Source organism: Providencia alcalifaciens, assembly GCF_020271745.1.
Classification (GTDB): domain Bacteria; phylum Pseudomonadota; class Gammaproteobacteria; order Enterobacterales; family Enterobacteriaceae; genus Providencia; species Providencia alcalifaciens_B.
In genome coordinates this window covers 1,395,125-1,414,567 of the sequence record NZ_CP084296.1, presented here as the reverse complement: position 1 = coordinate 1,414,567, position 19,443 = coordinate 1,395,125, and the positions used below count along the sequence as shown (strand labels likewise).

Sequence of the window (19,443 nt, the reverse complement as noted above, 5' to 3'; positions counted from 1 at the left end):
AATTTTCTTATCTGATCTCACATCATCACTTATGAGGTTTCAGTTTAGGTCCCGCCGCTAATTCGATTGGCGGGGCGGGTGATCATTAACGAATAATCGTAGTAATACCAAAAAACATGGCAGAGAAACGCAATATCTTTCTGGTTGGACCAATGGGAGCCGGAAAAAGCACTATTGGTCGTCAGTTAGCTCAACAGCTTAATATGGAGTTTTTTGACTCCGATCACGAGATTGAAAAACGCACTGGCGCAGATGTAGGTTGGGTATTCGACCTAGAAGGTGAAGAAGGCTTTCGCGATCGCGAAGAAAAAGTCATCAATGAACTCACTGAAAAGCAAGGCATTGTCTTAGCGACAGGTGGTGGCTCTGTTAAATCCAAAGAGACGCGTAACCGCTTGTCCGCTCGTGGGGTTGTCGTGTATCTCGAAACCACCATTGAGAAGCAATTATCCCGTACACAACGCGATAAAAAACGCCCGCTTTTACAAGTGGATGAACCCGCTCGCGAAGTTTTAGAAAAATTAGCCGATGAACGCAATCCTATGTACGAAGAGATAGCGGATATTACAATTCATACTGATGAGCAAAGCGCAAAAGTTGTTGCTAACCAAATCATTGAACTGTTAGAAAAAAACTAATTTTTATACATCAGAAGTCATGAATTCAAGGTAAAGCAAGATGGAAAAAGTCACTGTTACTCTGGATGAACGCAGCTATCCAATCAATATTGCACCTGGTTTGTACCAAGGAACGGATGCATTTTGGCCACTAACTGCGGGTCAGCGAGCAATGATAGTGACTAACGAAACTCTCGCTCCGCTTTACCTACATAAGATCCAAACCGTTCTTGAAGCTTCAGGTGTTAAAGTCGATTCCATCGTCTTACCTGATGGCGAACAGTACAAATCTTTATTCATCATGAATGATGTTTTTACGGCATTACTCGAAAAGCACCATAACCGTGACACTACCCTCATCGCACTTGGTGGGGGAGTAATCGGTGATTTAACTGGATTCGCAGCAGCCAGCTATCAACGTGGTGTACGCTTCATTCAAGTTCCAACTACGTTACTTTCTCAAGTGGATTCTTCGGTTGGTGGAAAAACCGCTGTTAACCACCCTTTGGGTAAAAATATGATCGGGGCATTTTATCAACCGGCATCTGTCGTGATTGACCTCGATTGCTTAAAAACCTTACCTAAGCGCGAACTCTCTTCTGGTCTAGCCGAAGTCATTAAATACGGCATCATTCTTGATGGTGAATTTTTTAACTGGTTGGAAGAAAATATCGATGCCTTAATGGCATTAGATAACCAGGCCATGGCGTACTGCATTCGCCGTTGTTGCGAGCTGAAAGCACAAGTTGTCGCCGCCGATGAAAAAGAAACCAGCGGGCTACGTGCGCTATTAAATTTAGGGCATACCTTTGGTCATGCTATCGAAGCCGAAATGGGCTACGGCGTATGGCTCCATGGAGAAGCTGTTGCTGCTGGTATGGTCATGGCGGCAAAAACCGCTGAACTGATTGGCCAATTTTCCTCAGAACAAACGGAACGTATCATCGCCCTGTTAAAACGTGCCGAGCTGCCTGTTACTGGTCCTGAAAAAATGCAACCTGACGACTATTTACCTCACATGATGCGAGATAAAAAAGTCATGGGGGGCAAATTACATCTTATCCTTCCAACCACAATTGGTAGTTCAGAAATGCGCTCCGATGTGGATACCTCAACGGTCATTACCGCTATTTCGGCTTGTATGCCATAAATCATTACTGAACTAAGTAAAAAGCATTAATTGGCTCCTGGATATTTTCTAGCGATTTTAAAATGTTACTGGCAGATATCCACTAAAGCCGTTAAATTATACGCATGCCTAGCACCTATAACGAGCAACGAAGTAAGGTGGTCGCAATCTCATTGAAATTGGAATGAAATTGCTAAACAATCTATTCTTTAAAAATGAGCAGAAGCAATTGCTTAGTCGTTAACAGGTCGTAATGATAAGAGACATTTTATCTCTACACAGGCGAACTAATTTCGGGAGAGGAAAATGGACGAATTTAAACCAGACAATCAGCCTCAAGTGCAGAATGATTTAAGGCCTGATACATCAGATAGACCAACCGGACGTGCGCGTCCGGCTGCGGCAGCTAAGCCAAAAATTGCGTTATCGCGTCAACACATTATGATCGGTGTCGGTGTTTTAGTGCTGCTTCTGCTGATCATTGCAATCAGTTCCGCATTAAAAGCACCAACAGAACATGAGAAATTACAAACAGATAGCGCGAATCAGCGTAATATCGATTTATCAGGTTCTTCATCACTGGCCAATTCAAATACTCAATCCACAACGCAACCACAAACGAGCCAAGCGCAAGAGTTAAATGGTCAGCAAATTAACCCAATGCCAACTCAAGCAGATACTCAGACCCAACAGAATGGTCTTGGTGAGCGTATTGAAATTCCAGGTGATGTGGCTGATGCTCTCAACCAAGGTCAAAACCTGCCGTCTGAAAGCACCACAATTCCACCACAAAATGTGACACCGTTGACGCCACCACAAGTAAAACCTGTGGAGAAACAGCCAACAGTGAAACCAGTCACTCCAGAGAAAACGCAACCAAAAGCGACTAAGCCTGTTGAACAAAAACAACCTGCTCAGCCAAAAACAACCACTAAGCCTGCAACCAGCACAAGCCAAAGTGGTAGTACCGTTGCGGCACCATCTGGAAGCTATACATTACAATTAAGTAGCGCAAGTCGTTCAGATACACTGGAAGCTTTCGCAAAAGAGAATAAACTTGCTAACTATCAAGTGTATAAAACCATTCGTAATGGCCAAACTTGGTATGTTTTGATCCACGGAAATTACAGCTCAGTGAGCGAAGCAAAAAATGCAATTGCGACCTTACCTGCCGCAGTGCAAGCGAAAAAACCGTGGGTTCGTAATATGAAACAAGTTAAACAGGATCAAAAATAACAACGTTTTTCCCCGGGCGCATAATGTTGTCCTGAAAGAGCCGCCAAGCGGCGGCTCTAAACGATTGTAATAATAAGACGGCATGAAAAAGAAACGCGCTTTTTTAAAATGGGCTGGGGGTAAATACCCGCTTGTGGAGGAGATCAAAAAATACCTTCCACAAGGAGATTGCTTAATAGAACCTTTTGTTGGTGCAGGATCGGTGTTTTTAAATACCAGCTACGATTCGTACATACTTGCGGATATTAACAGCGATCTCATCAACCTCTACAACACGGTTAAATATCGCTCTGATGCTTTCATCGAAGAAGCTCAGCAACTGTTCACACCTGAATTTAATACCTCTGAACAGTATTATTTAATGCGCCAAGCATTTAACCAATCAGATGACCCTGCTAAACGTAGCATTCTCTTTTTGTATCTTAATCGCCACTGTTATAACGGGCTGTGTCGCTATAACTTAAGCGGTGAATTCAATGTGCCTTTCGGGCGCTATAAGAAACCTTATTTTCCGAAAGACGAATTACTGTGGTTTGCTGAAAAAGCCCAGAAAGCGACCTTTGTGACGCAGTCTTACTGCAAAACATTACTCGATGCGCAGGATGGCTCAGTCATCTACTGCGATCCACCTTATGCACCGCTGTCTGATACCGCTAATTTTACGGCCTATCACACCAACGCCTTTAGTGCGCAAGAACAACAGAACCTGGCTTTTTTGGCACATAAGTTGTCATCTGAGCGCAAGATCCCAGTTCTTATCTCAAATCATGAGACCCCAGTGACCCGAGAGTGGTATTATCAAGCACAGTTACATATCGTAAAAGTGCGTCGCACCATTAGTAGAAATATTTTGAACCGTGCCAAAGTCAACGAGCTTTTGGCTTTATATGCGGGAGCATCTAAAAAATCATAGGTGCTGTCAGATAACGACGAATAATCGGAGACAATTATGAAAGATTTTCTCATTGCCCCATCTATTTTATCTGCTGACTTTGCACGTTTAGGCGAAGATACCGCCAAAGTTCTTGCTGCGGGCGCAGACATTGTCCATTTCGATGTGATGGACAACCACTATGTACCGAACCTCACGTTCGGTGCGCCAATTTGTAAAGCCCTGCGCAATTACGGTATCACCGCCCCGATTGATGTTCACTTAATGGTTAAACCGGTCGATCGCATTATCCCGGATTTCGCTAAAGCGGGTGCGACCCACATAAGCTTCCACCCAGAAGCCAGCGAACACATCGATAGAACCTTACAACTTATCAAAGAGAATGGTTGCACCGCAGGTCTGGTATTTAACCCAGCGACCCCTCTTAGCTATCTTGATTATGTGATGGATAAAGTCGATATGATCCTGCTGATGTCGGTTAACCCAGGATTCGGCGGTCAATCGTTTATCCCACAAACCCTGAACAAATTGCGCCAAGTCCGTAAATTGATTGACGAAAGTGGTTATGATATTCGTTTAGAAGTCGATGGTGGCGTGAAGGTCAATAACATTGCAGAAATTGCCGCAGCGGGTGCAGACACCTTCGTTGCTGGCTCCGCAATTTTTGATAGGCCTGATTACAAAAAAGTCATCGATGAAATGCGCCAAGAATTAAAAAAGGTATCTCAATGACACATGCGGTTTTAGAGAGTATTAAAGCAATTGCGTTTGATTTGGATGGAACTCTTGTTGACAGCGCCGGCGGTTTAGCCGACGCCATCGACAGAACCCTCGAAGAGCTAAACCTACCCCCAGCGGGCAAAGAACGTATCTCCATCTGGGTCGGCAACGGCGCAGATATGCTCGTGACGCGTGCGCTAGAATGGGCGGGCATGACGGTCACCCCAGAGCTGAAAAAACAAGCTCGCACCCGCTTCGATGAACATTATGCGACGACCGTTAATACAGGTAGCCAGCTGTTCCCTGAAGTCAAAGAGACCCTCGAAACGATTGCGAAACACAACTTACCAATGGCGATTGTGACCAACAAACCAACCCCATTTGTGGCGCCATTACTCGAAAAACTGGGTATCGATAGCTACTTTTCATTAGTACTTGGTGGTGATGATGTGGTAAAAACCAAACCGCACCCAGCCCCCCTCTATTTAACAATGGGTCAGTTCGGTTTACGCAAAGAAGAATTGCTTTTTGTCGGCGATTCCCGTAATGATATTATCGCAGCCCACAATGCAGGCTGCCCAAGTGTAGGGTTAACCTACGGCTACAACTATGGTGAATCAATCGCAATTACCGAGCCCGACTACGTGTTAAGCCACTTTTCTGAGCTACTCTCCGTTATTGATTTATCAAAATAAAATCCCCAATAATTCGAGTCACCAACGATGTGGCTCGAAAATTAACAGGGTATAAAAATACTACAAGGACATACAAAGAAATGAGCACACCCACTGAGAAATCTAAACAAACCCAGAAACCTATTGTATTCAGCGGCGCACAGCCTTCCGGTGAATTAACCATCGGTAACTACATGGGTGCGTTACGTCAGTGGGTTAAGATGCAAGATGATTATGATTGCATCTACTGTATCGTTGACCAACACGCAATCACCGTTCGCCAAGACCCTGTTGAACTGCGTAAAAGAACCCTCGATACATTAGCGCTCTACTTAGCTTGCGGTATTGATCCGAAGAAAAGCACCATTTTTGTTCAATCGCATGTGCCACAACATGCACAACTGAGCTGGGCACTAAACTGCTACACCTATTTCGGCGAACTGAGCCGCATGACCCAGTTCAAAGATAAATCTGCTCGCCACTCAGAAAACATCAATGCGGGTCTGTTTGACTATCCAGTTCTGATGGCTGCCGATATTCTGGTTTATCAAACAAACCAAGTTCCTGTTGGTATTGACCAGAAACAGCACCTTGAACTGAGCCGTGATATTGCTCAGCGCTTCAATGCTATTTATGGAGATATTTTCACCGTACCAGAGCCATTTATCCCAACCGATGGCGGCGCGCGCGTGATGGCATTACAAGAGCCAACCAAAAAAATGTCTAAGTCTGATGACAACCGCAATAACGTGATTGCGCTGTTGGAAGATCCGAAATCCGTTGTGAAGAAAATCAAACGCGCCATGACCGACTCTGAAGAGCCACCACGTATTTGCTACGATGTTGAAAATAAAGCGGGTGTTTCTAACCTGCTAGATATCCTTGCTGGCGTGACAGGCAAAAGCGTGAAAACGCTGGAAGCCGAGTTTGAAGGCCAAATGTACGGTCATCTGAAAGGCGCGGTTGCTGAAGCAGTTTCTGACATGCTGACTAACTTACAAGCTCGTTACCATGAGTTCCGCAATAATGAAGCGCTGCTGAACCAAATTATGGATGAAGGCGCGACCAAAGCAGCGGCTCGCGCTCAAGAAACCTTAGACAAGGTTTACGATGCAATCGGCTTTGTAAAACGTCCACAGCTGTAATCTTAATTCGCTATTTAATAGCAAAAAGCCAATTAACTCTCTCACGGTTAATTGGCTTTTATTTTATCTGTAGTCCGCTTACTTCGCGGTGTATAACTTACCGTCTTTAATCAGGCCCTGCTTTAATAGCCCGCCATCCTGTCCGCGCTCTTCAAGAACACCTTCCGCGACCCCATTCACAAAACTCGTTTTAAGATGCAGATTATTTTTCGGTGTATCGTAGTAGGATTTATAATCGCCGTTGAGTCGGTCATTGCTATATCCCATCTCGGTATCTAAATTCCCATTAGGATGGTAAGACTGAATGACGCCATCCACTTTGCAATTTTTTATAGGAATAAACATTTTTGGCTGACCATTTTTATAATAAACCGTAATACTTTTATCTAAGCAGTTGTTTTTCACCCACGATTTAAACTGAATGGCACCATTGCCATAACGCTCGATATAGTCCCCATCCGGCGCTCCTTCAGGAATGTTCAGCTCTGGCATTCTCAAGCTTTCTAGCTCTTTAAACTCTTCTAACTGGATGCCATTGTTATCATACTGAGGTGCGGGTTGAGAAAGGCAGCCAGACAACATGAAGGCAACAGAAAATGCCATGGCGATATTAATAGTTTTCATAACAATCCTTTTATGTGCAGGCAAAAACATAGAATGCCAAGATAGTTCATTTTATCTGTAATGAAATAAAGGAAAATTATCTTATTTTGAATGAAAAAAAGAGGCGGATCGATTTTTAATCGCATAAAAATGCCCGATAACAAGTTATCGGGCGGGCGACTACACCAAGGGGACTAACTTATTGGAAATCTTTATCTGTATACAGTTGGGTCTCTTTTACCGCTTGAATATTTTTTGCACCACCTAACATCATATTGATAGATAACTCTTTATTCAGCTGTTGGATCACTGAGTTCACCCCATCTGCTCCACCTAAATTTAAGCCATATAGGATTGGGCGCCCAACAGCCACAACATCAGCTCCGCTCGCTAATGCTTTGAAAACATGGGAACCACGACGAACGCCACTATCAAACACAATTGGCACACGCTTATTCACAACTTTAGCGATTGAAGGCAATACATCAAATGATGCAGGGCCGCTATCTAGCTGACGACCACCATGGTTCGATACCCAGATGGCATCTGCACCTGCTTTAATCACGGTATCAGCATCTTCGGGGGATTGAATTCCTTTGACAATAACAGGTAAGCCCGACAAATTTTTCACATATTGAATATCTGCTGGAGTAAATGCCTGTTTTGCTTGGGCATAGATTTCGCTGATCCCCGCACCCTTACCCGTTTTTGATCCGTCGCTATTTTGTTTGGCAAACAATTCTAAGTTCGCAAAACCTAATGGGAACTGGAAGTTATTACGGATATCATCTTCCCGATAACCGCCAACAGGGGAATCTACCGTTAAAATAATCGCTTTCGCACCACTCTCTTTTGCGCGCTTAAGTGTAAATTCATTAAATGCATCGTTTTTACTCATATAAAGTTGGAAGAAAAATGGATTTTCTCCTGAAACTTCAGCAACCTCTTCAATGGTTTTGTTTCCATAAGTACTTAATGAGAAAATAGAGCCCGCTTTTGCCATACCTTTTGCCGTTGCCACTTCACCATCTTTATGTGCGAGCCCTTGAGCTGCCATAGGTGCCTGAATAATTGGGGTTTTTAAATGAATCCCCAAAAAGTCAGTCGACAAATCAATATCTGAGATTTCAATACCTTGCATCACACGCGGCATAATGTATTTATTATCAAAACTGCGTGTATTTTTGTTTAAATTCAGCTCATTTTCTGCACCGCCACGAATATAGCCAAAAGCGCCTTTATCCATGCTTTTTGCCACTTGATGTTCTAAATCATCCAAGTTAACAATTTTGATGGGGCCTTCTTTGGTGCTCGCTTTATATTCTGCCGCTTGAGCAGAGCCTAATGATAGCGCTGCCAGCAATAAAACCGACGTCACTACCGCTGTATTATTTTTTTTAAATTTCAACATAATGACCTCTTGAATTATTGCTTGATAGCTTCTGCTTGAATTTTTAATGTTACCGTCTTAGCCATACCTTCTTTGACTAAATAATCCACACCCCATTGTGAACGATCAATCGTCGTTTCAAAATCACCACCACACACATCCGCTTTAAAAATAGGACTGAAGTAACAACCAAATTTTGTGGTTTTTAGCTGCACTGGGTGCGTTTGGCCTTTCATCGTCAATAAACCATCGATAGAGGTCGGTTTGTTATCCGCAAAATTCCATTTGGTCGATTTAAATTCAATCATTGGATACTTTGACTCATCTAACATATCCGCACTTTTTATGTGATTATCAAATTGCGCCAATCCTGTATTCAAGGTATTAACTGGAATTTTTACACTGATACTCCCCATCTTTTTTTCTGGGGAATAAGTCATATCTCCACTGATATTATGGAATCCCCCACTATTCGTTGATGTACCAAAGTGGTCGATGTAAAACATCGCTTTAGTGTGAGTTGTATCCAATTTATATTCCGCAGCTTGTGCCGTGCCAACTAAAACCAGTGAAGCCAATAGAGGTAAAACTAACTTTTTCATGCTATTTTCCAAATACTTAATATATAAATACGCAGCCTTTACCAAACGTAAAGGCTGAAAGAAATCAGAGGTAATTAACGGTTAGAATCTAATTGCTCATTATTACTGACAACATCCTGAGCTTTCATATAGCTCTCAATAAGCAATTGGTAAGCAGGGAAGATTTGGGTATACGCTTGAGCCCATTCCGCCGCATCTTCACGATTCCATGTTTTCTGTAATTCAGAGGCAACCGCTGCAGTGTCCATTGGCACGATCCCAGCTTGAACGACTCGCGCTAATGTAATTTCTTGCGCCATCTTGCTATAAGTACCAGAAGCATCAATCACCACAAATACCTGATAACCATCCGCTACCGCGCTAATTGCAGGAAATGCCATACATACACTGGTAATTGTTCCAGCAATAATCAGCTGCTTTTTACCCGTCGCTTTTACTGCTGCAACGAACTCAGGGTTATCCCACGCATTTATTTCGCCACGGCGAGCAATATATTGTGCATGGGGTGCATTTTGGTGGATTTCAGGGATCAATGGTCCATTCGGACCTTGTGGTACAGAGGCGGTTGTAATGACAGGCATTTTTGCTAACGATGCCATTTTCGCTAGAACAGAAGCTCTAGCGCGTAATTCCGTCATTGGCATATCACCCACCGTTTGGAATAAACCACTTTGATGGTCTATCAATAACATGACTGCATCATCTGGGTTGATAACAGGGCGCTGACCATTAAAGTTTGCTGGATTACTCATAATAGAACCTCTTAATCGATAAAGTCGTAAACATTATTAGGTTAGAAAATAGAACACTGACTGGCTCTTTTTCTTGCTGCTTACAGTAATACATCGATTTTTAGCTGAGTAGTCCGGATTTTGGTAAACTCTGTCCTATAAATAGGATAATAGCCCTAATACTTTGTCCTGTTTTTGCAACAATGAAACCTATTTTTGCTACTACTCGCCCTCTGCTGACTCTTCTATTATTTGCTCATCAAAACAAATTTAGGAGTCTCACCATGAAAAAGATTATTGGTATTTATCAATCCCCACGTAGCCACTGGGTTGGTGATGGTTTCCCTGTTCGTTCTATGTTTAGCTACAGCAACCACGGGAAATACCTAAACCCATTTTTACTGTTGGACAGAGCGGGGCCACACCCATTCCCAGCATCTGAAGGGAGTAATCGTGGTGTTGGCGAACATCCGCATAAAGGCTTTGAAACGGTCACAATTGTGTATGATGGTGAAGTTGCCCATCACGATTCTACTGGAGAAGGTGGGGTTATCGGCCCTGGTGATGTACAGTGGATGACCGCTGCATCTGGGATCCTCCATCAAGAGTATCAATCTGATAACTTTATGAAAAATGGCGGGACCCTCGATATGGTGCAATTGTGGGTCAACTTGCCCGCTAAAGATAAGCTGGCAGCACCGGGTTATCAATTACTGCAACGGGATAGAATCCCAAACATTGATCTGCCAAATGATGCGGGTGTCTTGCGAGTGATCGCTGGTGACTATTTAGGTCACTCAGGTGCTGCACGGACATTTACCTCTCTAGATGTTTGGGACCTACGGCTGAATAAAGGAAAAACCGTCGGTATCCAAACTAAAGTCGGTCGCAATGTTGGCTTAGTGATGCTTAGAGGTTCAATATTTGTGGATGGCCATACTGCATTAACTGAAGGTGAGCTGATGATCCTTGATGGTAGCGACAGTAATATCGTGTTAGAAGCCACTGATGATGCTTTAGTCCTGTTCCTCAGCGGTGAAGCTATTAATGAGCCAGTCGTGGGTTATGGTCCGTTTGTGATGAACACCACTCAAGAGATCAATGAAGCAATCAATGACTTTAATAGTGGGAAATTTGGTCGAATTCCCAATATAAGTTAGTTCAGTGCCACTTGACGCCCTAATTGTATGTGATTAGGGCGTTTTTTATTTCACCGCTGACGAAATATTTTCGGCTAAATAACTCAGTAATAGTTGCACCGAAGGCAGCAATCCTTTACGAGATGGATATACCGCGTGAATGATATCCTCTGGAAATTGCCATTCTGGAAGAACTGCCACCAGCGCCCCTGTTTGCAACTCTTTTTCTACAACGCCAAGAGGTAATCTGGCAATTCCCACCCCTTTCAAAGCTGCATGATAAAGGGTCAAAACATCGGTCGTTGCTAATTTAGGTGTAAAATGTTGAGTGAAACTCAGGTCATCACTATTTTTAAGAGTAAGCGTATAACGCTGGGAATGTTCCGTATTCCCTAACATTGGGTAATTAACCAACTGCTCAGGTTCCGTCGGCTCACCTTTATCAATAAATAACGATGGGCTAGCAACAAGTACTCGGCGAGAATATCCCAATACTTTCATCATCAAGCCAGAATCATCAAGGGGAAGTGAACGAACTCTTAATGCCAAATCCAACCCTTCACTGATCACATCTACGGGGCGATTGACCGCCAGAATTTGCACATCGATATCAGGGTATTTCACCATAAAATCAATCAATAAGTCTTGCAGATACACTTGCAATAAAGCCACAGGGCAAGACAGCTTTATGGTGCCTTTAGGGTGGGTTTGAACGGAGCAAATCAGTTCATGAGCGATATCCGCTTCATCCACCACATTTTTACATTGCTGATAAAAAACCTGTCCGATCTCCGTAACATGAAATTGCCTTGTAGAGCGATAAATCAATGAAACATTCAGCTTTTGCTCTAAGTCGGCAACACGGCGGCTTAACTTAGATTTCGGGATCCCTAATGCGGTACCCGCCTGAGAAAATCCACCATACTCAACGACTTTAACAAAATAGTAGAGATCATTTAGGTCATATTGCATAGAAGATTAGCTCCGTTTACCAAATAACCGATGACTAAATTCCTCAATCTTATGGTGCTCTATGCGGTTTTGCATGGTTAAGCTCCAACTCGCCGATAATCCTGCAGCAGATAGCAACCGTTGATAAAGCTCTTCATCATACGGCGCATGAAACGCAATCATAATTGCTTCTTGCATAGAAACATCACTATTACGGCTTAAGAGCTTGAGTGGTATTTCCGCACTCACTTTGCCGCCTTTGATCACCCGATACAACCAGCCACAACGGCCATCTTCTTGCATGACTTGAGCAAAGTTTTCCACTCCCGTTAATCCATTCAATTTATAGCAAGGGGAGCGAGGTTGAGTGACTTGAATACGTGCGTCACCCCAAGCATAAATATCACCGATAAAGACATTGTCTTCCGTCATTCCTTGGGTCGATAAGTTTTCACCAAAAGCAGATGGCAGAAATAAATCTTCTAACTCAGGATAGCGTTGTCGCCAAAATTCATAATGTTCTTGTGGGTAATGACATAGCGCTCTATCAGGTCCACCGTGAAAACGCGTTTCTGCTTGTTCATCCCCTTCAATTCCTAAGCTATTTAAGGTTAATACCCCATCCACTGCTCGCTTATGAATGGCACTCACGCCACAATGGGCGGTGCTTTGAATGGTACCAATAAAAACTTGAGGATGTATTTTCACGGTTTTACTCCCTATAACCCCGCCAGAACGAGTTTTCATCATAAAGAATGACCATAGAGATAACAATGCTATACCGACGGTAAAAACAAAAAACGCGGCTCCTAAGACCCGCGCTTATCAAAAAATCAGTTTGCAAAAAAAATTACTTGGTTTTTTCTGCGAAGCGTTTTGCTGCTTCATCCCAGTTCACAACTGACCAGAATGCTTTGATGTAATCAGGACGGCGGTTTTGATATTTCAAGTAGTAAGCGTGTTCCCAAACATCTAAACAAAGAATTGGATAACCGGAAGCGCCAGAGATAGCTTCACCCATTAATGGGCTGTCTTGGTTTGCAGTAGAAACAACCGCCAGCTTGCCATCATCTTTTAATACTAACCATGCCCAGCCAGAACCAAAACGGGAAGCCGCTGCTTTTTCAAATAGGTCTTTAAACGCATCAATGCTGCCGAAGTCACGTTCAATGGCCGCTTTCAGCTCACCATTCAGTTCAGTACCTAATTTCAAGCCTTTCCAGAACAGGCTGTGGTTTGAGTGACCGCCCGCATTGTTACGTACAAACGTACGTTGATCCGCAGGGACTTGATCTAATTTTTGGACTAAAACGTCAATATCCAGCCCTGCAAGTTCAGGCAGTTTTTCTAAGGCGGTATTGGTGTTATTCACGTAGGTTTGGTGGTGCTTGGTATGATGGATTTCCATGGTTTGTTTATCAAAATGAGGTTCCAGCGCATCGTAAGCATAAGGTAAAGCAGGTAATGTATAACTCATATTATTTGTCTCCAGTGACTTATCTTTCTACCTCACAGACTGAATTAGGATTTCAGTAACTGCGTGTTTTTAACCACGCACCCATTATAGTTATTTTAGTGTTAATGAAAATCATTATCATATCCATGTGAATTCTGTGGATTTATCCAACAACTATCATCAATAGATTATTCAGTAACTAATACCACGATAATTCGCCTTTGTTTTTCTTTAATTTCAATGATAGTTATATTTTTGAATTTTTATTTCAAAAATGGATTTAGCATCAAATGATAATACTGCAAATCTCATTACTATTAATACGTGATCTTCCGCGCAAAAGAAAAACAAAATAACCGTCCATACTTCAGTTAACTGTTTTTTGACATACTATTAACATCTGCAAGGAGATAATAATATGACTCAAATAACTAAACATCCCGTTCCTGCTAACATTGCTACAAATGCCTTGATTAACGAACAACAGTATAACGATGAGTACCAACGCTCGATTCAAGACCCCGAAGGATTTTGGGGCGAAAAAGGGAAAATCGTTGATTGGATTAAACCTTACACTCGCGTTAAGAACACCTCATTCGACCCCGGACACGTTAATATCCGCTGGTTCGAAGATGGCACCTTAAACCTGAGTGCTAACTGTTTAGACCGTCACCTAGCTACTCGTGGCGACCAAACCGCTATCATCTGGGAAGGCGATGACCCAACCCAATCAAAAAATATCACTTACCGTGAGCTGCACCATGATGTGTGCCAGTTCGCAAACGTCCTGAAAAAACAAGGCATCCGCAAAGGGGATGTTGTTGCTATCTATATGCCAATGGTGGTTGAAGCCGCTGTAGCGATGCTGGCATGTGCACGTATCGGCGCTATCCATACGGTCATCTTTGCAGGATTCTCCCCTGAGGCAGTCTCTGGACGCGTTATTGACTGTAAAGCCAAGCTTATTATCACCTCCGATGAAGGCTTGCGTGCAGGTCGCGCAATCCCACTGAAAAAGAACGTGGACGATGCACTGCAAAACCCGCAAGTCACTACCGTCGCGAATGTGATTGTGTATCGCCGTACAGGTAATGCACCAAGCTGGGTTGAAGGCCGTGACCTTTGGTGGCACGACGTTATCCAAGGCGTCAGCGCGGATTGCCCACCGGAAGAGATCAATGCAGAAGATCCGCTGTTTATTCTCTACACCTCCGGTTCCACAGGTAAACCTAAAGGGGTTCTCCATACCACTGGCGGCTATCTGATCTATGCAACGCTGACGTTCAAATACACCTTTGATTATCATGAAAATGAAGTCTACTGGTGTACGGCGGATGTGGGCTGGGTAACGGGTCATAGCTATCTACTTTATGGGCCATTATCTAATGGCGCAAAAACCTTAATGTTTGAAGGTGTGCCAAACTACCCAGCGGTTAATCGTATGGCTCAAGTCGTTGATAAGCACCAAGTCAATATCCTGTATACCGCACCAACCGCTATTCGTGCGCTGATGGCGGAAGGCGATAAAGCGATTGAAGGCACCCAGCGCGATTCTTTACGTATTTTGGGATCGGTCGGTGAGCCAATCAACCCAGAAGCGTGGGAATGGTTCTACAAGAAAATGGGGAACAGCCGCTGCCCAGTGGTTGATACATGGTGGCAAACAGAAACGGGTGGCTTCATGATCACGCCACTGCCGGGTGCTACAATGTTAAAACCTGGTTCAGCAACGCTGCCTTTCTTTGGTGTTCGCCCTGCATTGGTTGATAACCTTGGTGAGCCTCTTGATGGCGCAACGGAAGGTAACTTAGTCATTGTGGACTCTTGGCCGGGTCAAGCTCGTACCCTGTTTGGCGACCATGAACGTTTCGAACAAACCTATTTCTCCACCTTTAAAGGCATGTACTTTAGTGGTGATGGTGCCCGTCGTGATGAAGATGGTTACTACTGGATCACAGGTCGTGTTGATGATGTACTGAATATTTCAGGTCACCGTTTAGGAACAGCGGAGATAGAATCAGCCCTCGTTTCACATCCGAAAGTCGCTGAAGCTGCCGTCGTGGGAATTCCTCATAGCATCAAAGGTCAGGCAATCTACGCTTATGTCACCTTGATTTCCGGTGAGGAGCCATCCCCAGAGTTGTACACTGAAGTGCGTAATTGGGTTCGTAAAGAAATTGGTCCGATTGCCACGCCAGACGTTTTACATTGGACAGATTCTTTGCCGAAAACACGTTCCGGTAAGATCATGCGCCGTATCCTACGAAAGATTGCATCAGGTGATACCAGTAATTTTGGAGATACTTCCACACTGGCGGATCCGGGTGTTGTCGAAAAACTGCTCGAAGAAAAACAGTCAATGAGTATCTCGTAGCTATATAAATAGTTGTGTAGATAGCTCATGGCACTACAGGTCGCCTACGGGCGACCTAAAATCAATACTCAGCATCACTCAATCAGCAGAAAATAGAGAGTCTGACCGAATACCCAGTTAACTCCTTGGGTAGCTATGTGTCGCCCTAAAATCCGCCTTTTGAGCTATCAGAGTATGCCAATAATACAATAACAGAGGAGAACTCTGATGAATGCTACTGCTTACGAAAAGGTCGAGGCGAACCCTCTCTTTCAAGAATTAGTGAGAAAACGTAGTCGCTTTTCATGGTTGTTATCTGCAATAACGTTAGTTCTGTATGTTGGTTTTATCTTTCTTATCGCGTTTGACCCAAGCTGGCTAGGTACCCCAATCGCTGAAGGTTCCTACATCACTCGCGGTATTCCTGTGGGTGTTGGACTGATTGTTATCTCGTTTATCTTAACGGGTTTATATGTCATCCGAGCTAACAGTGAATTTGACCGCTTAACCGCCGAAATTTTAAAAGAGGTAGAAAAATGAAAGTCTTGCTCTCACTTATTCTGTTTTTTACCTCATCAATGGCGCTTGCTGATGCCCTGACAGGTAATGTTGAGCGTCAACCTGTCAATGTTCAAGCAATAGTGATGTTCTTGTTGTTTGTGGGCTTTACGCTCTATATCACTTACTGGGCTTCAAAGAAAACTCGCTCTCGCTCTGATTACTATACCGCTGGCGGAAAAATTACAGGTTTCCAAAATGGAATGGCGATTGCGGGTGATTTTATGTCCGCAGCTTCATTCTTAGGGATCTCCGCACTGGTTTATACTTCAGGCTACGATGGCCTTATCTACTCCATCGGTTTCTTAATTGGCTGGCCAATTATTCTGTTCTTAATTGCCGAGCGCTTACGAAATTTAGGTCGCTATACTTTCGCGGATGTCGCGTCATATCGATTACAACAAAGACCTATCCGCATTCTTTCTGCGATGGGCTCTTTAGTGGTTGTCGCGCTGTACCTAATCGCTCAGATGGTTGGGGCAGGAAAGCTGATTGAGCTGTTATTTGGGCTTAACTACCATATTGCCGTCGTGATTGTTGGGATATTGATGGTGATGTATGTTCTATTCGGCGGGATGCTCGCAACGACATGGGTACAGATCATCAAAGCCATTTTGCTACTCGCAGGCGCAACCTTCATGGCAGTTATGGTCATGAAGCATGTTGGCTTCAACTTCAATACGTTATTTAAAGAAGCCGTTGAAGTACATAAAAATGGTATCGCCATTATGAGCCCTGGAGGACTGGTTTCCGACCCAATATCCGCCTTATCTCTTGGTCTCGCCTTAATGTTCGGTACTGCAGGTTTGCCTCACATCATTATGCGCTTCTTCACTGTCAGTGATGCGAAAGAAGCACGTAAGAGCGTGTTCTACGCGACTGGATTCATCGGTTACTTCTACATTCTGACATTTATCATCGGTTTCGGAGCTATCGTTCTTGTTAGCTCAAACCCTGACTTTAAAGATGCAGCGGGTGCCTTAATCGGTGGCACTAACATGGCAGCGGTACACCTTGCTGATGCCGTAGGTGGAAACTTTTTCCTTGGATTTATTTCTGCCGTTGCTTTCGCCACCATTCTCGCAGTTGTTGCTGGTTTAACGCTGGCGGGTGCGTCTGCGGTTTCCCACGACCTGTATGCGATGGCGATTAAAAATGGTAAAGCCGATGAACGTGATGAATTGCGCGTATCAAAAATTACCGTCGTGATCCTCGGCTTTGTAGCGATTGGCTTAGGGATTTTGTTTGAAAAACAAAATATTGCCTTTATGGTGGGCTTGGCCTTCTCTATCGCAGCAAGCTGTAACTTCCCAATTATCTTGCTATCAATGTATTGGAGTAAGTTAACGACCCGTGGTGCATTGGCTGGTGGTTGGTTAGGCTTGATAACTGCTGTCGTACTGATGATCTTAGGTCCAACAATCTGGGTGACTATTTTGCATCATGAGAAACCAATTTACCCTTATGAATACCCAGCATTCTTCTCATTGATTGTCGCGTTTACGGCATCTTGGCTATTCTCCGTAACCGATAATTCAGAGAGAGGTAAAATGGAAAGAGCTCGCTTCAAAGAGCAGTTTGTACGCTCACAGATTGGCTTAGGTATCGAGCAAGGTAAATCTCATTAAAAAATATCAGTGATATAACAAGCGGCCTCAATGGCCTAGATAGTTAGTCTAAAAATGGAAATGACAAATGTCGTTTCCATTTTTCTTTATTAAAAACTCACCGCTGATAATTAACCCTATTCATTGTTTTACATCTTTTAATTTCAAAGTAATTTAATTAGAACATAAGAATCAAACCAATAATTAATGCAACGCTAATTATTAATTAAAAAATAGAAAGAACTCACATAATATAATCAACAATTATTAGCTATGACAATTTAATTTAGAAATTGATCTTCCTAATGTTAAAAACAATACTAAAACACCAAGCTCGGGTTAAATTTTAAGTAAGGTGATTTATGTTTTATCGAATACAAAAAAACAAAATTGATTATATAAAAAAACAAAAAATCAGCACCTCTACCATCATTGATATTCTCGATGGATTAAAGTCAGGTAATGTATTATCCCACGAGTTACATTCTCTTAATTTAAAAGATTTCTACATTGTTGGACAAGCTTACACCGTACAGTGGAAATTAGTGAAAAAAGGAAAATGCATCAATGATAAACAGCCATCAACATGGGAGCAAGTTAGTCAATTTTTAGTTCCTGAATTAGATAATGCCGATGGGCTTATTTATGTTTCAGGGTATGGAGACTTACTTAAACATGCCGCTTTAGCTGGAGGAATGAGTTGTACTTATTTCCAAAAACTCGGTTTTAATGGCGTAATTCTGGGTGGAGCAGTAAGAGATATCCAAGAGCTCAGGGAGCTAAATATTCCTGTAATTTCAAGTAATATCATTCCTTCAGATACTCAAGGGGCTTACTATGTCAGTGAAACCGGAACCTGTTGCCGCATAGAAGATAATATAATCCAAACAGGAGATCTTATTATCTCAGATCCCAATGGTAGTGTAATTATACCATTTAATCTCATAGACAAAGTATTTGAAGAAGCAATGGTAATTAATAATACCGAAAATAATATGCTAGAAAAAATAAAGCAAGGACTTAGATTACCTGAATTAATAAATGACACTGGTAGAATATAAAATAAAAAAGGAAACATATGATTACTATCCATACATTAGGTCCTCATGGGACTAACTGTGAAAAAGCAGCACACTATTGGTTAAATAAAAAAAACATAGATGGAAATGTACTCTTACATAAAACATTAGAAGTCGCAGTTGAAGAAATTAAGAAAGACAAAAACTCCGTTTTATTAGGATGCATTGTTTATCCATATTTAAATAATATCGTTTTCCAAAATTTATCATTGTTAGAATTGACTGATTGCTTTGTTATGGATACACATAACATGTTATTTGCTAGCAGATTTAAAGATAAAAATAAAATACGTAAAATAGGTTCTCACCCTGCACCTAAAGATTTATTTTCTTATGTTCCAGAATTAAATTCTAATCTTGAATCTGTATTATTTGACTCAAATAGTGAGTCGGCATTGCAATGTTTTAATGGCAAAGTTGATGCGTGCATCACTACCCAAAAAGCAGCAAAAAAATATAACTTAGAAATTCTCCAAGACTTTGGTCCAGTACCCATGGGCTTTTCTATACATTCAAGAATTGACTAATTATCCATATTCGTATTAACAGTACATGAGGTAA

Annotated in this window: 20 protein-coding genes; 13 read left to right on the top strand and 7 right to left on the bottom strand. The window is 42.6% G+C overall.

Annotated elements, in window-relative coordinates; all coding sequences use genetic code 11:
• The first annotated feature begins 116 nt into the window (after nucleotides 1–116).
• From aroK to trpS, 7 genes are all read left to right on the top strand, one after another.
• Nucleotides 117–638, top strand: a complete 522-nt coding sequence (aroK, locus tag LDO51_RS06510) for a shikimate kinase AroK (protein ID WP_006657434.1) — start codon at nucleotides 117–119, stop codon at nucleotides 636–638.
• Nucleotides 639–678: 40 nt separating this feature from the next.
• Nucleotides 679–1,767, top strand: coding sequence for a 3-dehydroquinate synthase (aroB, locus tag LDO51_RS06505; protein WP_225576777.1), 1,089 nt, complete (start codon nucleotides 679–681; stop codon nucleotides 1,765–1,767).
• A gap of 285 nt (nucleotides 1,768–2,052) precedes the next feature.
• Nucleotides 2,053–2,982: an SPOR domain-containing protein gene (locus LDO51_RS06500; RefSeq protein WP_225576776.1), complete on the top strand. Its 930-nt coding sequence runs from the start codon at nucleotides 2,053–2,055 to the stop codon at nucleotides 2,980–2,982.
• An 82-nt stretch (nucleotides 2,983–3,064) separates the two neighbouring features.
• On the top strand, nucleotides 3,065–3,895 hold the full coding sequence (gene dam / locus LDO51_RS06495; protein ID WP_225576775.1) for an adenine-specific DNA-methyltransferase: 831 nt from the start codon (nucleotides 3,065–3,067) through the stop codon (nucleotides 3,893–3,895).
• A 36-nt stretch (nucleotides 3,896–3,931) separates the two neighbouring features.
• Nucleotides 3,932–4,606, top strand: a complete 675-nt coding sequence (gene rpe / locus LDO51_RS06490) for a ribulose-phosphate 3-epimerase (protein WP_225576774.1) — start codon at nucleotides 3,932–3,934, stop codon at nucleotides 4,604–4,606.
• Nucleotides 4,603–5,289, top strand: coding sequence for a phosphoglycolate phosphatase (locus LDO51_RS06485; protein ID WP_225576773.1), 687 nt, complete (start codon nucleotides 4,603–4,605; stop codon nucleotides 5,287–5,289). The genes rpe and LDO51_RS06485 overlap by 4 nt, the downstream gene beginning before the upstream one ends.
• An 80-nt stretch (nucleotides 5,290–5,369) precedes the next feature.
• Nucleotides 5,370–6,413 carry a tryptophan--tRNA ligase gene (gene trpS, locus LDO51_RS06480; RefSeq protein WP_154602131.1) on the top strand — a complete coding sequence of 348 codons (1,044 nt, stop codon included), beginning with the start codon at nucleotides 5,370–5,372 and terminating at the stop codon, nucleotides 6,411–6,413.
• Between the two features lie 78 nt (nucleotides 6,414–6,491).
• Here the strand turns inward: trpS and LDO51_RS06475 are convergent, their stop codons facing one another.
• The 4 genes from LDO51_RS06475 to LDO51_RS06460 form a co-directional block, all read right to left on the bottom strand.
• Entirely contained in the window at nucleotides 6,492–7,037 is a 546-nt protein-coding gene (locus LDO51_RS06475; RefSeq protein WP_225576772.1) for a toxin-antitoxin system YwqK family antitoxin, read from the bottom strand.
• A 178-nt stretch (nucleotides 7,038–7,215) separates the two neighbouring features.
• Nucleotides 7,216–8,427 (bottom strand): lactate oxidase, encoded by a 1,212-nt coding sequence (locus LDO51_RS06470; RefSeq protein WP_225576771.1) that lies wholly within the window; start codon nucleotides 8,425–8,427, stop codon nucleotides 7,216–7,218.
• Between the two features lie 14 nt (nucleotides 8,428–8,441).
• Entirely contained in the window at nucleotides 8,442–9,008 is a 567-nt protein-coding gene (locus LDO51_RS06465; RefSeq protein ID WP_225576770.1) for a YceI family protein, read from the bottom strand.
• A gap of 74 nt (nucleotides 9,009–9,082) precedes the next feature.
• Nucleotides 9,083–9,760: a hydrolase gene (locus tag LDO51_RS06460; protein WP_132497197.1), complete on the bottom strand. Its 678-nt coding sequence runs from the start codon at nucleotides 9,758–9,760 to the stop codon at nucleotides 9,083–9,085.
• Between the two features lie 263 nt (nucleotides 9,761–10,023).
• Here LDO51_RS06460 and LDO51_RS06455 point away from each other — a divergent pair, with 263 nt between their 5' ends.
• Complete coding sequence (locus tag LDO51_RS06455; RefSeq protein ID WP_225576769.1) at nucleotides 10,024–10,899, top strand: pirin family protein; 876 nt, start codon at nucleotides 10,024–10,026, stop codon at nucleotides 10,897–10,899.
• A gap of 45 nt (nucleotides 10,900–10,944) precedes the next feature.
• Here LDO51_RS06455 and LDO51_RS06450 read toward each other — a convergent pair whose 3' ends face one another.
• The 3 genes from LDO51_RS06450 to sodA form a co-directional block, all read right to left on the bottom strand.
• The gene (locus tag LDO51_RS06450) at nucleotides 10,945–11,850 is read right to left on the bottom strand and encodes a LysR substrate-binding domain-containing protein (RefSeq protein ID WP_225576768.1); all 906 of its coding nucleotides are present in this window, start codon (nucleotides 11,848–11,850) and stop codon (nucleotides 10,945–10,947) included.
• A gap of 6 nt (nucleotides 11,851–11,856) precedes the next feature.
• Nucleotides 11,857–12,537, bottom strand: coding sequence for a 6-hydroxyaminopurine reductase (yiiM, locus tag LDO51_RS06445; RefSeq protein ID WP_225576767.1), 681 nt, complete (start codon nucleotides 12,535–12,537; stop codon nucleotides 11,857–11,859).
• A 142-nt stretch (nucleotides 12,538–12,679) separates the two neighbouring features.
• Nucleotides 12,680–13,306 carry a superoxide dismutase [Mn] gene (gene sodA, locus LDO51_RS06440; RefSeq protein ID WP_225576766.1) on the bottom strand — a complete coding sequence of 209 codons (627 nt, stop codon included), beginning with the start codon at nucleotides 13,304–13,306 and terminating at the stop codon, nucleotides 12,680–12,682.
• 397 nt (nucleotides 13,307–13,703) lie between these two features.
• Between sodA and acs the strand changes: the two genes are divergently transcribed.
• The 5 genes from acs (at nucleotide 13,704) to LDO51_RS06415 (ending at nucleotide 19,409) form a co-directional block, all read left to right on the top strand.
• Nucleotides 13,704–15,659 carry an acetate--CoA ligase gene (gene acs, locus LDO51_RS06435; RefSeq protein WP_225576765.1) on the top strand — a complete coding sequence of 652 codons (1,956 nt, stop codon included), beginning with the start codon at nucleotides 13,704–13,706 and terminating at the stop codon, nucleotides 15,657–15,659.
• Between the two features lie 207 nt (nucleotides 15,660–15,866).
• On the top strand, nucleotides 15,867–16,178 hold the full coding sequence (locus LDO51_RS06430) for a DUF485 domain-containing protein (protein ID WP_006657420.1): 312 nt from the start codon (nucleotides 15,867–15,869) through the stop codon (nucleotides 16,176–16,178).
• Complete coding sequence (gene actP, locus LDO51_RS06425) at nucleotides 16,175–17,824, top strand: cation/acetate symporter ActP (RefSeq protein ID WP_225576764.1); 1,650 nt, start codon at nucleotides 16,175–16,177, stop codon at nucleotides 17,822–17,824. Before LDO51_RS06430 ends, actP begins: the two co-directional genes overlap by 4 nt.
• A 341-nt stretch (nucleotides 17,825–18,165) precedes the next feature.
• The gene (locus LDO51_RS06420; RefSeq protein WP_225576763.1) at nucleotides 18,166–18,864 is read left to right on the top strand and encodes an RraA family protein; all 699 of its coding nucleotides are present in this window, start codon (nucleotides 18,166–18,168) and stop codon (nucleotides 18,862–18,864) included.
• Between the two features lie 17 nt (nucleotides 18,865–18,881).
• Nucleotides 18,882–19,409, top strand: coding sequence for a prephenate dehydratase domain-containing protein (locus LDO51_RS06415; protein ID WP_225576762.1), 528 nt, complete (start codon nucleotides 18,882–18,884; stop codon nucleotides 19,407–19,409).
• The last annotated feature ends 34 nt before the right edge of the window (nucleotides 19,410–19,443 follow it).

Excerpts from the sequence above, each read along its gene's own strand:
- LDO51_RS06485 (WP_225576773.1), top strand. The coding sequence starts at position 4,603 with ATGACACATGCGGTTTTAGAGAGTATTAAAGCAATTGCGTTTGATTTG.
- rpe (WP_225576774.1), top strand. The coding sequence starts at position 3,932 with ATGAAAGATTTTCTCATTGCCCCATCTATTTTATCTGCTGACTTTGCA.
- actP (WP_225576764.1), top strand. The coding sequence starts at position 16,175 with ATGAAAGTCTTGCTCTCACTTATTCTGTTTTTTACCTCATCAATGGCG.
- LDO51_RS06430 (WP_006657420.1), top strand. The coding sequence starts at position 15,867 with ATGAATGCTACTGCTTACGAAAAGGTCGAGGCGAACCCTCTCTTTCAA.
- LDO51_RS06500 (WP_225576776.1), top strand. The coding sequence starts at position 2,053 with ATGGACGAATTTAAACCAGACAATCAGCCTCAAGTGCAGAATGATTTA.
- aroK (WP_006657434.1), top strand. The coding sequence starts at position 117 with ATGGCAGAGAAACGCAATATCTTTCTGGTTGGACCAATGGGAGCCGGA.
- LDO51_RS06470 (WP_225576771.1), bottom strand. The coding sequence starts at position 8,427 with ATGTTGAAATTTAAAAAAAATAATACAGCGGTAGTGACGTCGGTTTTA.
- aroB (WP_225576777.1), top strand. The coding sequence starts at position 679 with ATGGAAAAAGTCACTGTTACTCTGGATGAACGCAGCTATCCAATCAAT.
- LDO51_RS06415 (WP_225576762.1), top strand. The coding sequence starts at position 18,882 with ATGATTACTATCCATACATTAGGTCCTCATGGGACTAACTGTGAAAAA.
- sodA (WP_225576766.1), bottom strand. The coding sequence starts at position 13,306 with ATGAGTTATACATTACCTGCTTTACCTTATGCTTACGATGCGCTGGAA.
- LDO51_RS06475 (WP_225576772.1), bottom strand. The coding sequence starts at position 7,037 with ATGAAAACTATTAATATCGCCATGGCATTTTCTGTTGCCTTCATGTTG.
- acs (WP_225576765.1), top strand. The coding sequence starts at position 13,704 with ATGACTCAAATAACTAAACATCCCGTTCCTGCTAACATTGCTACAAAT.
- LDO51_RS06455 (WP_225576769.1), top strand. The coding sequence starts at position 10,024 with ATGAAAAAGATTATTGGTATTTATCAATCCCCACGTAGCCACTGGGTT.
- LDO51_RS06460 (WP_132497197.1), bottom strand. The coding sequence starts at position 9,760 with ATGAGTAATCCAGCAAACTTTAATGGTCAGCGCCCTGTTATCAACCCA.
- LDO51_RS06465 (WP_225576770.1), bottom strand. The coding sequence starts at position 9,008 with ATGAAAAAGTTAGTTTTACCTCTATTGGCTTCACTGGTTTTAGTTGGC.
- trpS (WP_154602131.1), top strand. The coding sequence starts at position 5,370 with ATGAGCACACCCACTGAGAAATCTAAACAAACCCAGAAACCTATTGTA.
- LDO51_RS06450 (WP_225576768.1), bottom strand. The coding sequence starts at position 11,850 with ATGCAATATGACCTAAATGATCTCTACTATTTTGTTAAAGTCGTTGAG.
- LDO51_RS06420 (WP_225576763.1), top strand. The coding sequence starts at position 18,166 with ATGTTTTATCGAATACAAAAAAACAAAATTGATTATATAAAAAAACAA.
- dam (WP_225576775.1), top strand. The coding sequence starts at position 3,065 with ATGAAAAAGAAACGCGCTTTTTTAAAATGGGCTGGGGGTAAATACCCG.